This is a genomic window from Rhizobium sp. L43, assembly GCF_002531725.1.
Lineage (GTDB): Bacteria > Pseudomonadota > Alphaproteobacteria > Rhizobiales > Rhizobiaceae > Rhizobium.
On the sequence record NZ_NWSQ01000021.1, the window covers coordinates 65,150 to 86,326 of the forward strand.

The window sequence follows — 21,177 nt, forward strand, 5'->3', positions numbered from 1 at the left end:
TAGAAAAGCAGCGTAGAAGCAGATTTCATACCTCGGGAAAAGAATGCCGCCACGCCCCACAGTCCTCACGAAACGCACGCTCGACAAGGACCTCGACAAGATCACCCATGCCGAGGACGCGGCGAAGCATGTTTTGCGGCGGCTGGTGGCGCCTGGTCTCGGGCTGATCTTCGTCGGTCTCGCCATGCTGTTTGCCGGTGTCTATGTGTTCGACCGGCCGGGAGCGGTGCTCGTCGTGGCGGCAGCAGCCCTTGCCGGCTACATGGCGATGAACATCGGCGCCAACGATGTGACCAACAATGTGGGTGCCGCGGTCGGCGCCCGCGCCATGACGATGGGTCAGGCACTGGTCATCGCGGCGATTTTCGAAATTCTCGGCGCCACGGTCGCCGGTGGCGAGGTCGTCAAGACGATCTCCTCCAGCATCGTCGATGCGGTCCAGGTGCCGCCGGTGACGCTCGGCTGGATCATGATGGCGGCACTGATGGCGGCGGCCCTCTGGATCAATCTCGCGACCTGGATGAACGCGCCTGTTTCCACCACCCATGCGATCGTCGGGGCGGTGATCGGCGCCGGCATCTCAGCCGTCGGGCCGGAATCGGTCAACTGGCGGGTGATGCTGGAGATCACGTCGAGCTGGATCACCTCGCCGCTGATCGGCGGGCTGATCGCCGCCGGGCTGCTTTATCTCGTCAAGACCCTGATCATCTATCGCGACGACAAGGTCGCGGCGGCGCGGCGCTGGGTGCCGGTGCTGGTCGCGGTGATGGCGGGCGGCTTCATGGCCTATATGGTGCTGCAGCTGTCGCCCACCGGCAAATTTCCGTCTTTCACCATCCTCCTCATCGGCATCGGCATCGGGCTGGTGAGCTGGCTTGCCGCCCGGCCGCTGGTTCTCGCCCAGGCGCGGGATCTCGAAAACCGCAACAGCTCGCTGCGGGTGCTGTTCCGGCTGCCGCTGATCGGCTCTGCGGCGCTGCTGTCCTTCGCGCATGGCGCCAACGATGTTTCGAACGCGGTCGGGCCGCTGTCGGCGATTGTCCATTCGGTAGGCATCGGCGGCGACGCCATCGGGCATCCGCCGCTCTGGGTGATGCTGATCGGCGCCTTCGGCATCTCGGTCGGCCTGCTGCTGTTCGGGCCGCGCCTCATCCGCCTCGTCGGCGAGGAGATCACCAAGCTCAATCCGATGCGGGCCTATTGCGTCGCGCTGTCGACCGCCTTCACCGTCATCGTCGCCTCCTGGCTCGGCCTGCCGGTCAGCACCACGCACATCGCCGTCGGCTCCGTCTTCGGCGTCGGCTTCTTCCGCGAATGGTACACGCGCCATTCGAAGCGGCGCATCGCCTATATCAGGCGCAAGGCCGAGAGCTTTGATATCGACGAGCCGGAGGAACCGAACATTCACGAGACGCGGCGGCGCTATCTCGTGCGCCGTTCGCATTTCATGACGATCGTCGCTGCCTGGATCGTCACCGTGCCGGTTTCGGGAGCGCTTGCGGCCATGATTTATTGGGTTATGTTCGCGCTCTTCGTCTGAAACCCCGAGTTTTCGAATGCGCGCCAATTTCCGCATGCAACGGCTTTTCGTCGACGCGCCGCTTTCCCGCGGTGCCGCCCTCGAGGCGAATGCCGATCAGTTCAATTATCTCGCCAATGTGCTGCGGCTGGAGGAAGGCGCGGAGATCCTGCTCTTCAACGGCCGCGACGGCGAGTGGAAAGCCGCCCTCTCCTTCCCCACCCGCAAACGCATCCTCTTGACGGCAATCGAAGAGACGCGGCTGCAGCCCGCGCCCTCAGACCTGCACTATCTGTTTGCGCCGCTCAAGGTCGGCCGGCTGGATTATCTGGTGCAGAAGGCGGTCGAGATGGGCGCCGGCCTGCTGCAGCCTGTCATGACCCAGCACGTCCAGGGCAAGATCACCAATCTCGACAAGCTGCGCGCCAATGTCGTCGAGGCGGCGGAGCAATGCGGCATTCTCGGCATCCCCGATGTCGCCGAGCCGGTGCGGCTTCTCGACCTGCTCGACCGCTGGCCGAAAGAGCGCCGCATCATCTATTGCGACGAGGGCGATGCCGGGCAGAACCCGCTGCCGGTGCTGTCAGCGATCCGGGAAAGGCATCTCGCGCTGCTCGTCGGGCCGGAAGGCGGCTTTTCGGAAGAGGAACGGGCCAGGCTTCGAAGCCTCGATTTCGTCACCGCGATTCCGCTCGGACCACGCATCCTCAGGGCCGATACCGCAGCCGTTGCGGCGCTGGCGGTGGTGCAGGCGGCGATCGGCGACTGGAATTAGAGCAAGTCCAGGAAAAGTGCGAAGCGGTTTTCCCAGGCAAAGCGCGAAGCGCTTTTGCCGGGAATTGCGTTAAAAAAAGTTGGAGCGGTTCTGCGCTTCCATCAAAAGCTGAACCGCTCTAGGCCGAAAACGGGTTGACATGGAAATCGCTGCTATTTTTTTGATGCGTCGTTGAAAGAATTTCACTTGCAACATACGTGGCTTGGGTCCTAATCACCCTTCCAACTGCCCGGCCCCCTGGGCGCCTTTTCGAATACAGGTATCCCGCATGGCCCGCGACACTACCGACCAGACACCGCTCTCTTCGGTCCAGGATCTGACCGATTACATCGCCGCCGGCAACAAGCCGCGGGAGCGCTTCCGGATCGGCACCGAACACGAGAAGTTCGCCTTCTTCCGCGCCGACAACAGCCCGGTTCCCTATTTCGGCGATGCCAGCATTTCGGCGCTTCTCACCGGCCTGCAGGCGAAGAGCGGCTGGGAGCCTATCATGGACGGCGGCAATATCATCGGCCTGGCCGAGCAGAGCGGCATGGGCGCGATCTCGATCGAGCCGGGCGGCCAGTTCGAACTCTCCGGTGCACCGCTGGAAACGCTCCACGAAACCTGCAGGGAATCGAACCAGCACCTGGCGACGCTGCGCGACATCGCCGAACCGATGGGCATCCGCTTCCTCGGCATCGGCGGCAGTCCGAAATGGACCTATGCGCAAACCCCGCAAATGCCGAAATCGCGCTACGAGATCATGACCCGCTACATGCCGAAGGTCGGCACCCAGGGTCTCGACATGATGTACCGCACCTGCACGATCCAGGTGAATCTCGACTTCTCCTCGGAAGCCGACATGCGCCAGAAGATGCGCGTATCGATGAAGCTGCAGTCGTTGGCGACCGCGCTCTTTGCATCCTCGCCCTTCACCGAGGGCAAGCCGAACGGGCTGCTCTCCTGGCGCGGCGATATCTGGCGCGATGTCGACAACCAGCGCTCGGGCCTGCTCGATTTCACCTTCCGCGACGATTTCGGCTTCCGCGACTATGCCGAATGGGCGCTCGACGTGCCGATGTATTTCATCGTCCGCGACGGCCATTATCACGACTGTACCCATGTCACCTTCCGCCAGTTCATGAACGGCGCGTTGAAGGGTGAGGTCGCTGATCCCTCGCCGACGATGGGCGACTGGACGAACCATCTTTCCACACTCTTCCCCGACGTGCGGATGAAGCGTTTCCTCGAAATGCGCGGCGCCGACGGCGGCCCGTGGCGGCGCATCTGTGCGCTGCCGGCCTTCTGGGTCGGCCTGCTCTACGATGATGCGGCACTCGATGCCGCCGACGAGTTGACGAAGGATTGGACCTTTGCCGAGATCAGCGCCCTGCGCAATGCCGTTCCCGCCGAAGGGTTGAAGGCGCAATTTCGCGGACATCCGCTCTTTGACATGGCGCGCGAGGTGGTCGGCATATCAAGGGCCGGCCTCAAGGCGCGCGGCAAGCTCAATCGCGAAGGCCAGGACGAGACCATCTTCCTTGCGCCGCTCGACGAAGTGCTCGCCAAGAAGGCGACGCTCGCCGAAGATCTGCTGTCGCTCTATCACGGCCGCTGGCAGGGCTCCGTGGAATCGGTCTTCGAGGACTATCAATACTGAGTCCTACTTCCGGCCGTCTCCGATATCCGCGCCCGGCTTTGCACCGTCTTCGCTAGGCGGCGCCTCGTCATGATCAGCGGGGGATTTCGTTTCGCCATGGAAGGAGAACGCCGGCGCGCAGGGATCGGTTTCCGGTGAGGATATCATGCCGCCGAAGAAATCGGCTCAGCTCCGGAAATTTGCCTGCACATGCTTAAATGCCCGCTCGACGGCGGGGCGTGGTTCAGCGACGGCGGGGTCCTGCTCGGCTTCGACGACCAGCCATCCGCGATAGCCGCTGTCCCTGACGAAACGGGCAAGCGGCTTGAAATCGATGATGCCGTCGCCGGGGACGGTGAACATGCCCCGGCGCACGCCGGCATTGAAGCTCATGTCACCCGCACGCACCTCGTCGATAACAGGACCGCGAATGTCTTTCAGATGAATGTGCACGACGCGATCGCCGAACCGATCGATCAGTCTGGCATAGTCGAAGCCGCCGGCGACGGCATGGCCGGTATCGAGAAGCAGTCCCGCCTCCGAGCCTGTCTTGTCAAAGATTGCCGATATCTCGTCGAACGTTTCGGCGACCATCATCAGGTGATGGTGGTAGGCAAGCGTCAGACCATATTCCGCCGCCAGGCGTCCGGCGAAATCGGTCAGGCGCCCGGCATATCCCGCCACTTCGGCCGCCGGCATGCGCAACCGCTGCGACATCGGTGCATCCAGCGGCGATCCAGGCGTCATCATCGCGACTTCGCCATAGACCATCACCTTGCAATCCATCGCTCGCAGCAGCGCGGCGTGCCCGGCAACGGCCTTCATCTCGTCGTCGACACTGCGCTCGGCCAACTCGCCGGAATGCCATCCGGATGCGAGAGCAAGCCGATGGCTGTCCAGCAGCGAGCGGAGCGCTCCTGCCTCGCGCGGGAATTTCCGCCCGAGCTCGATCCCCTCATAGCCGCTCTCGGCAGCGTCCCGGAGGCAGGTTTCCAGCGATATGTCGGCACCGAGGTCTTCCAGAACGTCGTTGGCCCATGACAGCGGACTGACCGCCAGACGCACGCCAACGGGCAAGGCAGTGATATGTCCAGTCATCGATATTTCCTCCGAGATATGTCTTGAGAGTGCCGCTTGGTGGCCGCGAAAAGGAGCGCCCCATGTGGAAATGGCCTATGTGGATGTGCGCACGACCAGCTTGCCGGGAAGGGTTACGGTTTCCGGCTCCAGCCGGCCCTTGATCATGCCGATGACCGCCTGCACCATCTCGATCCTCGGCTGCTCATAGGTCGTCAGGCCGTAGCAGGAGGCGCCGCCGAGTTCGTAATTGTCAAAGCCGACGACGGCGATGTCATTAGGTATCCGTAGTCCGAAATTGCCGCGGATCTCGTCCATCGCTCCGAGGGCGAGGATATCATTTTCGCACATGAGGACGTCGACCCTTGCGGCCGGGTCGATGTCGTTCAGATAGTGACGGACGGATCCTGCCCCAGCTTCGGCACTGTATCTGTCGGCGGACAGAATGGTGATCTCGTCCACCCCCTTCCCCTTCCAGAAATCGATGAAATGCTGCCGGCGCCGCAGCGCCGTCGATAGCGCCGGCGCACCGGTCATGAAACCGGGACGCCGGTATCCCCTTTCATAGAGGTGGTCGACAATGTCGCGCAGCGCCAGTTCGGCGTCGCAGACGACGGCCGGCACCCCGTCGATCTGGCTGTCACGCGCCAGGACGAACATCGGCGGCATGCCCCTGCCCAATTGCCGGTCGCTCAGCGTTTCGTTGCGAAAGGCGGTGCCGAAGAGGATGACGGCGTCGACCTGACGCTGATCGGCGTTCAGCAGCGCATGGACGTGATCGAAGTGATTGTTGATATTGATCAGCACCGCGACCAGGCCTTCCGCCTGCAAACGTTCGGTCAGGGTTTCCAGGAACGGCAGCTTCTGGGGATTGGCGAAGTCGTCGACGAAGACCGCGACCTGATGCGTCAGATTGGTCGCGAGACTACGGGCGAGCAGATTGGGCGTGTAGTTGAGCACGGCCGCCGCCTCGAGAACCCTACGCTTGCTTTCCTCGGTGATCGAGGCGCCCGGCGTAAATGCCCGGATGACCGTCCACTTCGAGACGCCTGCCGCATCCGCGACCTCTTTGGCCGTTGCTCTTTTTCGCAATGATGCCTCCCCGCAAAAAATGAAACAAACATTCCATTTTATGATTCAGATGAAATGAATGCTTGATTTTAGCGCATCCGTGAATAAGATGCACCTGTTTGCACCCGGTAGCAAGCACGTTTGCACCCGGTAGCATTCGTTTTTTGCCATCCTGAGGAGTGGATGGTCTAGAGGAGGAAGACATGACATCTATTTTGAAGAAGCTCGCATTCGGCGCCCTCGCCCTTGGCGTTGCGACCACGGCGGCTGTCGGAGCCAAGGCCCAGGAGCCGACGATCATCGCCGTCACCCACGGCCAGGCGTCCGATCCGTTCTGGTCGATCGTCAAGAACGGCATGATGCAGGCGGCCAAGGACAGCAACGTCAAGGTCGACTATCGCGCCCCCGAAACCTTCGACATGGTGGCGATGGCACAGCTGATCGAAGCCGCCGTCAACCAGAACCCTGCGGGCATCGTCATCTCGAACCCCGATCCCGATGCGCTCGGTTCGGCGATCGAGAAGGCCGTTGCCGCCGGCATCCCGGTCATCTCGATGAACTCCGGCATTTCGGCGGCCGAAAAGCTCGGCATCAAGCTGCATGTCGGCCAGGACGAACTGCCGGCCGGCGTCAAGGTCGGCGCCAAGTTGAAGTCGCTCGGCCTGAAGCACGTCCTCTGCGTCAACCAGGAAGTTGGCAACGCGGCGCTCGATCAGCGTTGCGCCGGCACCGAGAAGGGCTTTGAAGGCGGCAAGGTCACCGTTTTGCCGACCACGGCCGATCCGGCCGAAATTGAAGCGAAGATCCAGGCGGCTCTGACCTCCGATCCGTCCATCGATGTCGTTCTCGGCCTGTCGGCTCCGCTCGTCGGCGAGCGTGCGGTCGCCGTCGTCGAGAAGATGGGCAATGGCGACAAGGTCAAGGTCGCATCCTACGATCTGTCCGCCGGCTTCCTGCAGGCTGTCGCCGACGGCAAGGCATTATTCGCGGTGGACCAGCAGCCATACCTCCAGGGCTACCTCCCCGTGACTTTCCTCGCGCTCAACGCTCGATATGGCACGATCCCGGCAGGCAACGTCGCCTCCGGCCCGAGCTTCGTCGAGAAGGATGCGGCCGCATCGGTCATCGAGAAATCCTCCCAGGGCATCCGCTGAGGCGGAGCCGCGGCAGCTTCCGCCTGGGCGGAGGCTGCCTCCAACGCCGCGCCTCCACGCGTGAAGGCGCACGCACGGCAACGACCAATCCTTGAGGAATGAACCATGACGCTCGCCAATGAACAGAATGGGGCTGCCACCCGATCCGATGAGCGGCTGAAAAAGGTTTCGGGTTTGACCGCGCTGCTGCGGCGGCCGGAACTCGGCGCCGTCGCCGGTCTGGTGCTCGTCACCATCTTCTTTTTCTTCACCGCCAATCCCGCCATGTTCACGCTGGCCGGCGTGATCAATTTCATGGCGCCGGCCGCGCAGCTCGGCATTCTGGCGATCGGCGCGGCATTGTTGATGATCGGCGGCGAATTCGATCTGTCGATCGGCTCGATGGTGGCTTTTGCCGGATTGGTCTTCGGCACCGCCCTCGTCGTTCTGCACCTGCCGCTCAGCGTGGCGATCCTCGTTGCGCTGGCCTTCGCCGCCGTGATCGGCGTGACCAACGCCCAGATCACCATGCGGACCGGCCTTCCCTCCTTCATCGTCACGCTTGCCTTCCTGTTCATCCTGCGCGGCCTGACGCTCGTCGGCCTGAAATGGGCAAGCGGCGGCGCCACGCAGCTGCGTGGCATGAAGGAAGCCGCAGCCGGCAGCCCGCTCGCGCCATTCTTCTCGGGCGACGCCTTCATCGGGTTGTTCTCATGGCTCGCCGGGCACGGCATCATCGAGACCTTCCCGAACGGCACGCCGAAAGTGCCGGGAATTCCGGTCGAGATCCTGTGGTTCTTCGGCATCGCCGTTCTTGCCACCTGGGTCCTGCTCAGAACCCGCTTCGGAAACTGGATCTTCGCAGCCGGCGGCGATCCGCGCGCCGCCAGAAAATCGGGCGTCCCGGTTGCCCGCGTCAAGACCACGCTTTTCGTGATCACCGCCCTCTGCGCCACGCTGGTCGCCATCCTGACCGTGCTTGACGCAGGCTCGACGGATGCGCGCCGCGGCTTCCAGAAGGAATTCGAAGCCATCATCGCCGCCGTCATCGGCGGATGCCTGCTGACAGGCGGCTACGGCTCGGCCATCGGCGCATTCTTCGGTTCGATCGTCTTCGGCATGGTGCTGATCGGCCTGACCTACACCTCGATCGACCAGGATTGGTACCTCGTCTTCCTCGGCGGCATGCTGCTGATCGCGGTGATCTTCAACAATGTCATTCGCAAACGCGTCACGGGAGAACGCTGATGAGCATGTCTCAGACGCCCCTCGTCGAGGTGAAGAACCTCGTCAAACACTTCGGCTCCATCATCGCGCTGAACGGCGTGTCGCTCACCGTCAATGCCAACGAAGTGCTCTGCCTTCTCGGCGATAACGGCGCCGGCAAGTCGACGCTGATCAATACGCTCGCCGGCGTCTTCAAGCCGACATCGGGAGAATTCCTGGTCGAAGGGCAGCCGCGCGCCTTTGCCGGTCCGCGCGACGCGCTCGATGCCGGTATCGCCACCGTGTATCAGGATCTCGCGATGATCCCGCTGATGTCGGTGACCCGGAACTTTTTCATGGGACGCGAACCGCTCAAAGGCTTCGGCCCCTTCAAGCGCATGGACATGGAACACGCAAACAACGTGACGCGCGACGAGATGCACAGGATCGGCATCGATGTGCGCGATCCCGAGCAGGCCGTCGGCACGCTTTCCGGCGGAGAGCGCCAATGCGTGGCGATCGCGCGCGCGGTCTATTTCGGCGCCAAGGTGTTGATCCTCGACGAACCGACATCGGCACTCGGCGTGGCGCAAACATCGATGGTACTGAAATACATCAACCAGGTCCGCGGCAAGGGCCTCGGCGTGATCTTCATCACCCACAATGTTCGCCACGCCTATGCTGTCGGCAACCGCTTCACCGCGCTCAACCGCGGCCGCACGCTCGGCACCTATTCGAAGAGCGAGATCGGCATCGAGGACCTTCAAAACCTGATGGCCGGCGGCAAGGAGCTGCAGACCCTGTCGGAAGAACTCGGCGGAACGATCTGACGGACCTTCACCCCGAACTACGATGCGGCGCTCGCGCCGCTCTCACCACCTCAGACCCTTGATATGGAAACCCTGCCATGAGTGCTGCTAAGACTTCCCCCTTCCCGCTTGCCGCCTGCGCCGAAATGCTCTGGCGCGACAAGCCGATCGAATGGCGCGCCGCGCGCCTGAAGGAAATGGGCTTCGGCGTCGGTCTCTGGAACTGGTCGGAGCACGACCTCGCCAAACTGGAGGCAACAGGCGCGACCTTCACGATCATGAACGGCTATCTCACCGGCCGCCTGACCGACGACGAGGGCGCCGCCGAACTTTTAAGGACGGCGCGCCAAACCGCTGAGATCGGCAAGCGGCTCGGTGTGCAGCGGCTGAACCTGCACGGCACCGGCCTCGGAGATGGGGGCCTACCCGTCCAGCCGGTCGAAGTGGTCACCGGCGCGATGTGGCTGAAAGCGCGCGACACGCTCCTCCGGATCGTCGACATGGCCGAAGAGGAAAACGTCACCTTCACGCTCGAAAACCTCAATCTGCCGGTCGATCATCCGGGCGTGCCCTTCGGACGCGCGGAAGACACGCTGGCGCTGGTCTCGAGCGTCGATCACCCCCGGCTTCGCCTCAATCTCGACCTCTACCATGCTCAGATCGGCGAAGGGAACCTGATCGAGCTTTGCCGCAAATGCCTGCCCTGGATCGGCGAAATCCAGGTGGCCGACGTGCCGGGCCGCTGCGAGCCGGGGACCGGCGAAATCAACTGGCGCGGCATCGCCCGCGCGCTGAACGCCATGGGCTATTCCGGCCCGGTCGGCATGGAAGCCTGGTCGGCCGGCGATCCCGAAGCCGCGCTTGAAGCGTTCCGCACCGCCTTCACCCTCTGATCCATCTCGATACGCACAGGATTGCTGCCATGCCAGCCAACAAACCCGTCAATCTCGGCCTCATCGGCGCCGGCCGCATCGGTTCCTTTCATGGGGAGACCGTGTCCCGCCGCCTCGTGAACGCCAATCTCGTCGCCATCGCCGATCCCGCACCGGGCGCTGCCGCCAGGCTCGGCGAGACGCTCGACGTCGAGACCGCTTATACCGGCGTCGCGGAGCTTCTTTCCCATCCCGGGCTCGATGCCGTGATCATCGCCACACCTGCCCGCTTCCACACCAATATCCTCGTCCAGGCCGCCGAAGCCGGCAAGGCGATCTTCTGCGAAAAGCCGATGGCGCTGACACTGGAGGATGCCGATCGCGCTATTGCAGCGGCACGCGCGGCCAACGTTCCCCTTCAGGTCGGTTTCAACCGGCGTTGGGATCAGGCCTTTGCCGAAGGCCGTGCCGCGATCGACGAGGGAAAGATCGGCGCGCCGCAGCTGATCCGCTCGCTGACGCGCGATCCCGGCCCGTTCGGCGCCGATCCCGATCGCATTCCGCTCTGGACGATTTTCTACGAAACCCTCATTCACGACTTTGACACGCTGCTTTGGCTCAATCCCGGAGCAAAGCCCGTCGAGGTCCATGCAATGGCCGACGCCCTCATCCGGCCGGATGCCCGGGAGAAAGGCTTCCTCGATACGGCTGTAGTGACCATCCGGTTCGACAATGGCTCGATCGCGGTCGCCGAGGCAAACTTCTCCGCCCTCTACGGCTACGACATTCGCGGCGAAGTCTTCGGCTCCGGCGGGATGGTCACGATGGGAGACGTGCGCCGCTCCAGCATGACGCTCTTCGACGGCAATGGCGTCTCGAACGACACATGGCGCCGCGACACCGAGCACTTCGTTCACGGCTACACGGCCCAGCTCGCCTCTTTCGTCCGCTCCGTTCGTAACCGTGAACTAACCAAAGGGCCGACGGGTACGGATGCTCGCAATGCCCTCGCAATCGCGCTTGCCTGCATCGCATCGGTTTCGAAAAAGCAGGCAATCCCGCTGAACTGAAGGCCAACCGCGGTGGGCCCGGAGCCGGCGCACCGCATCTCGAAGGAACCACGGTCATGAATTCTGAGGAAAATCTCAAGCGGCCGAACGATCTGACCGAACTCAAGGCCATGATCGTCAAGACAGGCCTGACGCTGCCCGAACAGCAGGAACGCGCTGCCCGCATGGCGCTCATAAATCCGGAACTGATCGCGTTCGGGACCGTCGCTTCTGTCGCGCTCAAGTGCTCCGTCTCCCCCTCCACCGTCGTTCGCGTTGCCACCGCTCTCGGATTTGCGAGCTTTCGCGACTTCAAGGCATTTTTCCGGCAGCATCTGAAAACATCCCGCCTTGCCGAGCAGAGCATAAACACTGCCCGACACGCGCCTCCCATCCCGAACCGATGATGTCCTGAAGCGAGAGGGCCGGCGGCGGTGTTCCACTGATCTGCCGCTGAGGCTCGACCGCATGCTCCAGCAAAAAAATTCCTCCCTAAGTTCTTATGGCAAAAAGCCGTTTGCACATTACCATTTCCGGATATAGTGACGTGACACGCGTCACGACTCGGGGAAAGGGACCTCCATGCTGCCACTCTTCGACATGATGATGCAGGCTCAGAACGGCGCGGCGATGGAAGCGATCGCCCGGCAGTTCAACCTTGCGCAGGAACAGGCGACGAAGGCGATGGCGGCGCTGATGCCGGCCTTCTCCGCCGGCCTGAAGCGCAGCACCAGCAACCCTTATGATTTCGTCGGGCTGATGCAGGCCGTCGCCTCCGGCAATTACGCGCGCTATTTCGAGGATATGAGCCGGGCCTTCACGCCCGAAGGCATTTCCGACGGCAACAACATCCTTGCCCAGCTTTTCGGCTCGAAGGAGGTTTCGCGCGCGGTGGCCGCCCAGGCGGCGCAGATGACCGGGATCGGCCAGGACATTTACCAGCGGATGCTGCCGGTGCTGGCCGATACGCTGATGGGCGGGCTCTTCAAGCAGACGACCGGCCAGATGGCCTCGCCGGTCAACCCCTTCGTCAACACGCCGATGGGTGACACCGTCCAGAAATGGCTTGAGAGCACCGGCTTTGCGCCGAAGCCGAAGACGGCCCCGGAGCTCAACATCTTCGACAATCCCTTCACGCAGGCGATGCAGCAGATGTTTTCGGTCCCGAAGGCGCAACCGACGCCCCAGCCGAATCCCTTCCTCGACAATCCCTTCGCCAAGGCCTTCCAGGAGATGATGGGTGGGCTCGGCCAGCAGCCGGCCCAGCAGGCAAGCAAGACACCCGAGGCGCCGAAAGAAGAGGCGAAGGCCGCGACCGACAGCTATGGCGAGATCCTGAACGCCATGTTCGACAGCGGACTGGAAGTGCAGAAGACCTACCAGCGGAACCTGGAAGCGATCTTCGAGACCTATCGGCCGAAGCCCTCCCCCGGCACCAAAGCATAAAAAAACCCGGAGATGGCTTGGGAAAGCCGATCACCGGGTCAAGCGGCAGGGCTATTGGCTATCACCCTGCGGGGAAACTCGACGCTCCTGCTATTCGCAGGAGCGCAAGAAAGACGACAGGCGCCAGCGATTGCGCGCCGAACGGGTCAGATGTTCCGACGGGTCCTCGAAGAAGGTCGACGCCAGGAACGCGGAGGTCAGATCGGCCCTGGTGAGGCCGATATCCCTCAGCTGAGTGTCGTTCAGATCATGCAGCGCGTTGATCTCCATGCGATTGCGGAACACGCGAAAGAGAGAGGCCAACGGTGCGAGACCTGCCGCCAGACGCTGGGAAAACGTCGGGGTCGGCTTGCCGCAGTCGAGCTCTAGTGTCCGGTCTGTCATGCGCATTGAACTCTCCTTTCTGTACAGTGCCCCCGCGTCTTTTCAGACGCAGAAAGGGCGCTGTAACGTTTTAGATCGGCGCGCAACACAACCCACCCCTCCCGCGAGGTCATGCGGGAAGGAGCAAGCTGAATTCCGCTTGGACAGGCAGGGTGCCTGTCCTTCACTTTGCCTTGATTTGCATCCCGAAGATGCCAAAGACCTATTGATCAGTCCAACGAATGTTTCTAATGATTATCATCAGCTATCTTTATGGGTGACACCATGTCCGCGCCTCTTGATCTCGACCAGTTGCAGACCTTCATCGCCATCGTCGATTCCGGCAGCTTCACCAAGGCCGCCGACAGGGTCTACAAGACCCAATCGGCCGTCTCCATGCAGATGCGTCGGCTCGAAGAGCGCATCGGCAAGCAGCTGTTCATCAAGGATGGACGCGGCAACCGGCTGACGGTCGAGGGTGAAAAACTGCTCAACTATGCCCGGCGCATCATCCGCCTCAACAATGAGGCGATCGCGGCCTTCGACGACAACAGGCTGGAGGGAACGCTGCGCATCGGCACGCCGGACGATTATGCCGACCGCTACATGCCCGAAATCATCGGCCGCTTCGCCAAGACCCATCCGAATGTCGAGCTCTACATCGTCTGCGAACCCTCGGTGGATCTTGCCGAGCGCATGCACAAGGGCGAACTCGACATTGCGCTCGTCACCCACAATCCGCGTGAGCGCATGTCCGACGTGGTGAGAACCGAGCCGCTCTGCTGGGTGGGCTCGGCCAATCATCCGCTCCGCGACGATGCGCCGGTGCCGCTTGCCGTCGGCCGGCGCGATTGCCAGTGGCGCCAGCTTGCCTGTTCGGCGCTCGATGCTGTGGGACGCGAGCACCAGATCCTGTTCACCAGTTGGTCCTGCACCGTCGTTGCCGCTGCGGTGCTTGCCGGCATGGCGGTCTCGGTCATGCCGGAATCTGCGCTGCGAACCGGCATGAAGGTGCTGAGCCAGGCGGACGGCTTCCCGGCGCTGCCGCCGGTGCAGATCGGCATCATGAAGCGGCCGGGCGTTTCGCTGTCGCTGATGAACGCGATCACCGCGCATATCACCGCCTGCCTCGACAACATCACGCCTGCCGTCGTCGACGACACCCTCGAGGCGGATGTCAAATCCGCCCAGGCACGCCTTTATCCCAGGCTGAAGGCCGGCAATATGGTGCCGAGCTGGTAAAAGTTCTCAGGCGGCGTTCCGCACGGTCGCGGCGAACAGCGAGGCGCGGATGACGCGTTTCCACTCGTCGAGCATACGCCGAGCGAGCGCCTCGTCGCTGACGGCGGCAAGCCGGATGACGGCGCCGATCAGGTGGCTGAACAGGTAAGTGCGCGCATACATCTGCTCGTCGCAAAGGTCGGGATCCAGCGGACGAACGGCCTCCTGAAAGATGCCGGCGACGCGGCCGCTATGCTCGATATTTAGCTGCAGCAGATCCTGATCGGTCTCCGTTCCCATCCAGACGCCGAGATAGACGGGATCGTCGTGGTAGGAATCGTAATACCAGTCGATAATGGCGCAGACGCGGTCGAGCGCCTGATCGAGCGACCTGACATCGGCAAACATCGCCGCCGTCTTCGCCTGGATCGCCGCGGCGTGCTGGTCGAACAGGGCTTTGACGATCGCCGCCTTCTCCGGGAAATACTGGTAGACCGAGCCGATCGGCACCTTGGCGGCGACGGCGAGCTCCGTCATCCGCATGGCGCTGACACCCTTTTCGGCAATGATCCTGGCGGCGGCAGCGAGAATGAGATCCAGCCTCTGGATGCTGCGCTCCTGCTTCGGCTTCCTGCGCAAGCCGATCCGATCCATGCTTTCCCCGCTCATGTCGTTCCCGTTCTTGTCGTTCGCGAGGGAAGGCATCATGCCGAACCAGCGCGTCGGGCGGATATGACATCGCAGGTGTTCATCAGCGGTAAATGGAAAGGCTCGCGTTTTAACGACCGGCAAAAAGCGTATGGAAAACGGGACCCTAGCGTGCCCGCTGGTTGCATTTATGCAAGGAATCCTTGAAACGGTTGCGGAATTCTCTCTCGGACGGCGATCGCCGATGTCGGCATCCCTCGTTGCTAGGAAATGACGGCCCAGCGGTTTTAGAACTTCACCGACAGCGTCGCTTTGGCCCCATGCTGCTGCGCGCTTTCGGCAATCTGGCCGGAATAGGCGATGCCGAGGGTGGAGGCTTCGTTCAGGTCGAAATCAAGCCCGGCGTCGAGAACGAAGGCGTTCTCTGCCAGTGACACGCCAGCGACGGTGAATGCGTCTCCTCCTGCGAAAGCCTGCGTCGATACGGGAACGATGTCGCCGGCGGCATGTCGCCAGCCTGCCATGCCACGCAGGGTGGCATTCGCCTGACCCAGGCGGATCTCCATTTCGCTATGCAGGCCAAGCGTGGTGATGGTGGTGTCGGTCCTGCGGCTGGAGCTGTCGAGCGCGGCCGCCCCGCCCTCTTCGGTGAAGCCCGCGGTTCGAATGCCGACATGGGCGAGATTGACGAAGGGCTCGAAGGCGGCCGCCGCCGTCTCAATCCGGTAGCCCAGTTCCGCAAAGGCCTGCAGCGTGCCGGCCTCATAGCTGGCTTCCAGCCTGTCCTCGAAGCTGCCGATAGCGACGCTGCGGTCGGTCTCGATCTGATGCCAGGTGTGGGCAAGTCCGGAGCGGAAGGAAAAACCGCCCCATTGTGTGCCGGCGTAAAGACCCAGGTGATAATCGTCGCTCGATCCCGATGAACCTCGGTGTCGGGGATCGAACTGGGAATTGCTGTAACCGGCCATCAGGCCGAACCTGATGTCATCGAACATGGTGTCGACGCCGGCGAGAAAGCCGCCGGTGTGGTGGTTGAGGGTGGCGGCATTACCGTCAGTGCGTGTCTCGCTTGCGCCGCCAAAGGCCGTGCTCCAGAAAACCGGCACGTCCGAAGGATCGGCGGCGATGAGTTCCGGAGCGCCCGGCCAGAACGCCTGTATCGGCATTGCCGTCGCGCCGGCATTGCCGAAGGCGGAACGCAGGCGTTCGTTGGCAGCCTCGCGGACAAAGAGGCTCTGTGTGATCAGCGCTGTTTTGATCGAGGCATGGATTTCACCGGAAAGCGCATCGAAGCCGGCCTGAATCTGGGACTGGTCGTCGGGCAATGTGACGATGGCGTCGTAGATATCGTTGCCGGTTCCGAGTCTCTCCGCGGCGTCGGCCGCGGCGATCTGGTTGCGCGTCCGGGCCATGTCGCTGAAACTGACGTCGTTGCGCGCGATCTCCAGATAGACGTTGTTCGGATCATAGGAGAGATCCGCCGAAAGGAAGGCGTAATTGGAGGTGACGGCGCCGAACGTTCCGTTGATCCCGCCGGCGGCGGTCAGGATCGTATAGGTGGAGAAAGGCTGGTAGTCGCCATTCATCCCGACATGGACAACCCCAGCGCCATTGAGGAAGGCGATGCCCGCGACCGAGATGAAATCGCTGGCCGTGCTGCCGGGATCCACCTCAACTTCGTAGGTGGAACTGGGATCGAAGGTGAGGTTGCCGCCGATGGTCAATGTTCCGATGGAGTTGCCCGGCGCGATGGTGACGCCGGCGCCTGCGGTCACCGCATCGATATGACCCGACCCGGCCAGTGTGCCGCCCGTCATCATCAGGATGCCGCCAAGGCTGCCGTTGACGATCAGGCGTCCGTCCGCAACCGTGGTCGTGCCGGTAAAGCCTGAACTGTTGCCGGTCAGAAGCAAGGTGCCGTTGCCCAGCATGGTGAAATCGCCGCTGCCGGAGAGTATGCCGCCATAGGTGGTGCTGCTCGCCTGATCGAGCGTGAGTTCGGCGCCGCCGATGGCGATCTCGCCGCCGCTTCCCGAAAGCGCTCCCATGGTCAGGTCGAAGCCGCCGAGATCGAGTATGCCGCCATTGACCACATAGGCGCCGTTCTGCACGAAGGCGCCGGCGCTGCCCGCCTGCAAAGTGCCGGCCTCGACCGTGGTCACGCCGCCATAGCTGCTGGCGCCCGACAACGTCAGCGTGCCGGCGCCCTGCTTGGTCAAACCGCCGGCACCTTGCAGATCCGTCCCAATGCCGATGGCAAAGCCGTTGGTGTCGATAAAGGCGCCGCCGGTATCGAACATGACATCTCCCGCGTTGAATCCGCCCAGGAAATTCGCCTCATTGCCCGTTGCACGCAGAATACCGCCATCGAAGACGAGGCCGGCGTCACCGGCGCCCCTGTCGATATAACCGGTCTCCAGGACGCCGCGGCCGCTTCCGGCGCTGCCGACAAGTTCTACCGTTCCCGTGGCGCCCGAATCGTCGGCGATGACGACCCCGGAAGCCGTAATCATGCCGCCGTTCTCGACCGTCACGCTGCCCGAGCCGAATTCGCCCACATACAGCGCGCTGGAATTGATCCAGCTCGATCCCGTGCCGGTCACGCTGACCACGCCGCTGCCGTTCGCACTGAAGCCGACATAACCCAGGCTGCCGGTGACCGAGCCGCCGTTCGAAATGGTCAGCGATCCCGCGCCGGCCGTGCCGACCGAGACCTCGACGGAGTTGCTCCAGAGCGAGTTCGCGCCCGTGACGATGACCTCGCCGACGGCGCTGGAATCATTGCTGATATAGCCGGACGCGCTGGTGACAGTTCCGCCATTGGAAATGATCAGAGTACCGGCGCCGCTATCGCCGACGGTGAGATCCTGTGAATTCGTCCAGGTCGAGCCGCTGCCTGTGACCGTCACCGTGCCGCTGGCAGCACCGGAGAAGTAGCCGATAGAGCCGTTGATATTGTCGACAGCGCCGCCATCGTCGATGGTGAGCGTGCCGCTGCCGTCAAAACCGACGTAGAGGTCATCGGAATTGGTCCAGGTCGAGCCTGTCCCCGTGACTGTCACTGTGCCACTGGCGCCCAGACCGACTCCGAGCACGCCGATGTCATTGCTCACCACGCCGCCATTGCGGATGATCAGGGCCGCATCGTCGCCGTTCTGGTCGCCGACGACGAGGTCGGTGTTGATTGTCCACGGGCTCGGCTGCGTGCCCGGGCCGGTCCCGCTCGGGTCGGCGCCGTCGACAATCTCGGTATCATTGCCGTCGATGACCTGCGCCCATCCCGGCCCTACAGTCAGAAACAGCAGCAGCACCGCAGTGCTCGCCGATCCCGCAAGCCGCAGCATGGCCATCCGATGGATTGCCGCCCCGTCTGTCCCCTCGTCCATCTTCGCTCGCAAAGCGTCCCCGCCATAATTCGCTCGCGTAGAAATAGCCCGAAGGATTTAAATATTGGTAACCTTGTTTCCAATATTATTCTTCAACCGCCCGGAGAAACGCGGTTTCCCCGGCCTGTCCACCGCCGTGAAACCGGCACTGTTGCTTATGGCTATATTGCCGGCAGAGCAGCGCCGGCCGCCTCAGCTCATCACCATCCAAGCGGCGAGCCAGACCCACATGGCGGCGAGTATGATGTAACCGGCGGCAAAGATCGGGCTGCGATAGCGCATATCGTTGCTGGTGACATGAATGGCGGCATGGGCGTAGCGCAGGGCGACGAAGGCCCAGGCGAGGACGACGGCGATGAGATTGTCGGCCTCGGTGACATAGAGAAGAATTGAGCAGGCGTAGAACAGGAGCGGCAGTTCGAACTGGTTGGCGAGGCAGTTCTTGACGACAAGGCTTTCGGCCGGCTCGCCGCGATTTTCGCGATAATCCGATTTGGCGATGCTGCCGGCGCGGACCATTTTTGCGCGCCGCATGCCGAGCAGCGCATAAAGACCATAGACCAGGGCGACATGGGCAAGGAGTGGCCAGAAGATTTGATAGCCGGTCATAGCGCGCCTCAGTCCCTTTCGCTTCCGCATTCTTTGCGAGCAGTAGCCGAAAGGAGAGCCGGATACCAGCGCCGGCGAAACCGCCCTCACTCCTGGCGCGGCGAGAGCCAGCGGATGATGGCAAGCCGGGCAAGGAGGATGAAGCAGATGGCGAGGCTTGCAAATTTCAGCCGTGTCATCCAGGGCAGCAGCTCAGCTGCAAAACTTGGCGATCCACCGTCGCCAAAGGCGATCAGGCTCGCAATATTCTCACCGTAGTCGGCGACGCCGTAGATGAACGGCAGCAGGTAGACTGCCATTGCGGCGAGCGGATGCACCGATCGGCCGAACCATGAGGGGGCAGAACCCAGCGTGAGAAAGGCGAGGAACAGCAGTGCCGTTAGCAAGGCCGGAAAGATGAGCTCCGGCCCGAAATACATGGCGCGCAGCAGCCGGGTCGCCGTCTCGTTCTCATCGAGCAGCTTCTGCATGTGGAAGACCGCCGACTCATCGTAACCGGCAAAATAGGTATCGAGCATCGCCTGGCCGGTCTCGTGCTTGAACGGCACGACGAAACCGAAGGTCGTCCAGGCGAGCACGGCCAGGCAGAGGGCTGCGAGCAGCGCGACGATCCAGAGAGGAATCCCGCTGCCCGCTTTCATGATCAGAGGCCGGCGCCCGGATAGTTCGGGCTCTCGCGGGTGATCGTCACGTCATGGGCGTGGCTTTCGCGAAGACCGGCGCCGGAGATGCGCACGAAGGTGGCGCGCTCCTGGAAATCCTTGATGTCCTTACCACCGACATAACCCATGGCCGCCTTGAGGCCGCCGGCGAGCTGGTGGACGACGGCCGAGACCGGGCCCTTATAGGGAACCTGGCCCTCGATGCCCTCGGGCACGAGCTTCAGCGTGTCGCGCACCTCCGCCTGGAAGTAACGGTCGGCCGAGCCGCGGGCCATGGCGCCGACGGAGCCCATGCCGCGATAGGCCTTGAAGGAGCGGCCCTGGTAGAGATAGACCTCGCCCGGGCTTTCGTCGGTGCCGGCCAGCAGCGAGCCGATCATCACGGCGGAAGCGCCGGCGGCGATCGCCTTGGCCAGATCGCCGGAGAATTTGATGCCGCCATCGGCAATCACGGGTACGCCCTGATCCTGCGCTGCCTGGACCGCCGACATGATGGCGGCAAGCTGGGGAACGCCGACGCCGGCGACAATGCGCGTCGTGCAGATCGAGCCCGGGCCAATGCCGACCTTGACGGCATCGGCACCGGCATCGATCAGCGCTCGCGTGCCGTCATAGGTGGCGACGTTGCCGGCCATGATGCGCACCGAGTTGGAAAGCTTCTTGACGCGGGTGACCGCATCGAGGACGCGCTGCGAATGACCGTGGGCGGTATCGACGACCAGCAGGTCGACGCCGGCCTCGATCAGCCGCTCGGCGCGTTCGAAGCCGTCATCGCCGACGCTGATGGCGGCGGCGGCGCGAAGCCTGCCCTGGCCATCCTTGGACGCGTTCGGGTTCAGCTGCGACTTCTCGATGTCCTTGACGGTGATCAGGCCGACGCAGCGGCCTTCGGTATCGACGACCAGCAGCTTCTCGATGCGATGCGAATGCAGCAGGCGCTTGGCCTCCTGCTGATCGACGCTCTCCTTGACGGTGACCAGATTGTCCTTGGTCATCAGTTCGTGGATCTTCTGCTCCGGATCGGAGGCGAAGCGGACGTCACGGTTGGTGAGGATACCGACGAGGCGGCCGGACTTCTCGACGACGGGAATGCCGGAGATGCCGTGCGACTTCATCAGGCCGAGCGCTTCGGCAAGCTTCGCATCCGGGCCGATGGTGACCGGATTGACGACCATGCCGCTTTCGAACTTCTTCACCTGGCGGACCTCTTCGGCCTGCTCGATCGGCGTCAAGTTGCGGTGGATGACGCCGAGGCCGCCGGCCTGGGCCATGGCGATCGCCAGCCGGCTTTCGGTGACGGTATCCATGGCCGAAGAGAGGATCGGGATGTTGAGATCGAAATCCCTGGCGATGCGGGTGGAGATGTTCGTCTGGCCGGGCATGACCTCGGAATGACCGGGCTGCAGCAGCACGTCGTCGAAGGTAAGCGCGTCCGCGCCGGTTGCCGTTTCAATGATGCGTGCCATGGCCAAATTCCTTCATTTAATAAAAATGCGATCCCGCCCGGAAACGAATCGTCCGCCCCGGCGGTGTGCATGGGTTGCTTGGAAGTTGGCGAGGGCTGGTAACACGTCTATGACAGGAAGGAAATAGCAAAAAGCCCGGCGTGCCCGCCGGGCTCGTCATGGGTGCCATGCGTCTAAAGCGCATCGCGATCTTTCAGATTCGCTCCTCGCGCTTCAGATCTTTATTTTTACGCATTCCTGGGAA

The 21,177-nt window shown here is 62.8% G+C and carries 19 protein-coding genes; 11 read left to right on the forward strand and 8 right to left on the reverse strand.

What is annotated here, in order from left to right:
• The first annotated feature begins 43 nt into the window (after nt 1–43).
• The 3 genes from CO667_RS25085 to CO667_RS25095 all read left to right on the forward strand — a co-directional run bounded on the left by CO667_RS25085 (nt 44) and on the right by CO667_RS25095 (nt 3,936).
• Complete coding sequence (locus CO667_RS25085; protein ID WP_097620992.1) at nt 44–1,540, forward strand: inorganic phosphate transporter; 1,497 nt, start codon at nt 44–46, stop codon at nt 1,538–1,540.
• Between the two features lie 16 nt (nt 1,541–1,556).
• Nucleotides 1,557–2,294, forward strand: a complete 738-nt coding sequence (locus CO667_RS25090; protein ID WP_097620993.1) for a 16S rRNA (uracil(1498)-N(3))-methyltransferase — start codon at nt 1,557–1,559, stop codon at nt 2,292–2,294.
• Between the two features lie 268 nt (nt 2,295–2,562).
• Nucleotides 2,563–3,936: a glutamate--cysteine ligase gene (locus tag CO667_RS25095; protein ID WP_097620994.1), complete on the forward strand. Its 1,374-nt coding sequence runs from the start codon at nt 2,563–2,565 to the stop codon at nt 3,934–3,936.
• 165 nt (nt 3,937–4,101) lie between these two features.
• Here the strand turns inward: CO667_RS25095 and iolE are convergent, their stop codons facing one another.
• Complete coding sequence (gene iolE / locus CO667_RS25100; RefSeq protein WP_097620995.1) at nt 4,102–5,013, reverse strand: myo-inosose-2 dehydratase; 912 nt, start codon at nt 5,011–5,013, stop codon at nt 4,102–4,104.
• 75 nt (nt 5,014–5,088) lie between these two features.
• Complete coding sequence (locus tag CO667_RS25105; RefSeq protein ID WP_097620996.1) at nt 5,089–6,084, reverse strand: LacI family DNA-binding transcriptional regulator; 996 nt, start codon at nt 6,082–6,084, stop codon at nt 5,089–5,091.
• Between the two features lie 182 nt (nt 6,085–6,266).
• Here CO667_RS25105 and CO667_RS25110 point away from each other — a divergent pair, with 182 nt between their 5' ends.
• From CO667_RS25110 to CO667_RS25140, 7 genes are all read left to right on the forward strand, one after another.
• Nucleotides 6,267–7,217 (forward strand): sugar ABC transporter substrate-binding protein, encoded by a 951-nt coding sequence (locus CO667_RS25110; protein WP_097620997.1) that lies wholly within the window; start codon nt 6,267–6,269, stop codon nt 7,215–7,217.
• 105 nt (nt 7,218–7,322) lie between these two features.
• Entirely contained in the window at nt 7,323–8,444 is a 1,122-nt protein-coding gene (locus tag CO667_RS25115; protein ID WP_097620998.1) for an ABC transporter permease, read from the forward strand.
• Entirely contained in the window at nt 8,444–9,232 is a 789-nt protein-coding gene (locus tag CO667_RS25120; RefSeq protein ID WP_029872562.1) for an ATP-binding cassette domain-containing protein, read from the forward strand. The genes CO667_RS25115 and CO667_RS25120 overlap by 1 nt, the downstream gene beginning before the upstream one ends.
• Before the next feature lie 77 nt (nt 9,233–9,309).
• Nucleotides 9,310–10,104 (forward strand): TIM barrel protein, encoded by a 795-nt coding sequence (locus CO667_RS25125; RefSeq protein WP_097620999.1) that lies wholly within the window; start codon nt 9,310–9,312, stop codon nt 10,102–10,104.
• Nucleotides 10,105–10,133: 29 nt separating this feature from the next.
• Nucleotides 10,134–11,153, forward strand: a complete 1,020-nt coding sequence (locus CO667_RS25130; protein ID WP_097621000.1) for a Gfo/Idh/MocA family oxidoreductase — start codon at nt 10,134–10,136, stop codon at nt 11,151–11,153.
• A 56-nt stretch (nt 11,154–11,209) separates the two neighbouring features.
• Nucleotides 11,210–11,539 (forward strand): MurR/RpiR family transcriptional regulator, encoded by a 330-nt coding sequence (locus CO667_RS25135; protein ID WP_097621001.1) that lies wholly within the window; start codon nt 11,210–11,212, stop codon nt 11,537–11,539.
• Between the two features lie 175 nt (nt 11,540–11,714).
• Nucleotides 11,715–12,578: a DUF937 domain-containing protein gene (locus CO667_RS25140; RefSeq protein WP_097621002.1), complete on the forward strand. Its 864-nt coding sequence runs from the start codon at nt 11,715–11,717 to the stop codon at nt 12,576–12,578.
• Nucleotides 12,579–12,668: 90 nt separating this feature from the next.
• Here the strand turns inward: CO667_RS25140 and CO667_RS25145 are convergent, their stop codons facing one another.
• Complete coding sequence (locus CO667_RS25145) at nt 12,669–12,968, reverse strand: DUF1127 domain-containing protein (RefSeq protein WP_097621003.1); 300 nt, start codon at nt 12,966–12,968, stop codon at nt 12,669–12,671.
• Between the two features lie 258 nt (nt 12,969–13,226).
• On the opposite strand from CO667_RS25145, the gene CO667_RS25150 reads away from it, so the two are divergent.
• The gene (locus CO667_RS25150; protein WP_097621044.1) at nt 13,227–14,183 is read left to right on the forward strand and encodes a LysR substrate-binding domain-containing protein; all 957 of its coding nucleotides are present in this window, start codon (nt 13,227–13,229) and stop codon (nt 14,181–14,183) included.
• 6 nt (nt 14,184–14,189) lie between these two features.
• Here CO667_RS25150 and CO667_RS25155 read toward each other — a convergent pair whose 3' ends face one another.
• The 5 genes from CO667_RS25155 to guaB all read right to left on the reverse strand — a co-directional run bounded on the left by CO667_RS25155 (nt 14,190) and on the right by guaB (nt 20,933).
• Nucleotides 14,190–14,831 carry a TetR/AcrR family transcriptional regulator gene (locus CO667_RS25155; RefSeq protein WP_097621045.1) on the reverse strand — a complete coding sequence of 214 codons (642 nt, stop codon included), beginning with the start codon at nt 14,829–14,831 and terminating at the stop codon, nt 14,190–14,192.
• A 266-nt stretch (nt 14,832–15,097) separates the two neighbouring features.
• Entirely contained in the window at nt 15,098–18,196 is a 3,099-nt protein-coding gene (locus CO667_RS25160) for an autotransporter domain-containing protein (protein ID WP_097621004.1), read from the reverse strand.
• Nucleotides 18,197–18,388: 192 nt separating this feature from the next.
• Entirely contained in the window at nt 18,389–18,805 is a 417-nt protein-coding gene (locus CO667_RS25165) for an MAPEG family protein (RefSeq protein ID WP_097621005.1), read from the reverse strand.
• Nucleotides 18,806–18,891: 86 nt separating this feature from the next.
• Nucleotides 18,892–19,446 carry a hypothetical protein gene (locus CO667_RS25170; RefSeq protein WP_097621006.1) on the reverse strand — a complete coding sequence of 185 codons (555 nt, stop codon included), beginning with the start codon at nt 19,444–19,446 and terminating at the stop codon, nt 18,892–18,894.
• A gap of 2 nt (nt 19,447–19,448) precedes the next feature.
• On the reverse strand, nt 19,449–20,933 hold the full coding sequence (guaB, locus tag CO667_RS25175) for an IMP dehydrogenase (protein WP_097621007.1): 1,485 nt from the start codon (nt 20,931–20,933) through the stop codon (nt 19,449–19,451).
• Nucleotides 20,934–21,177 lie beyond the last annotated feature (244 nt).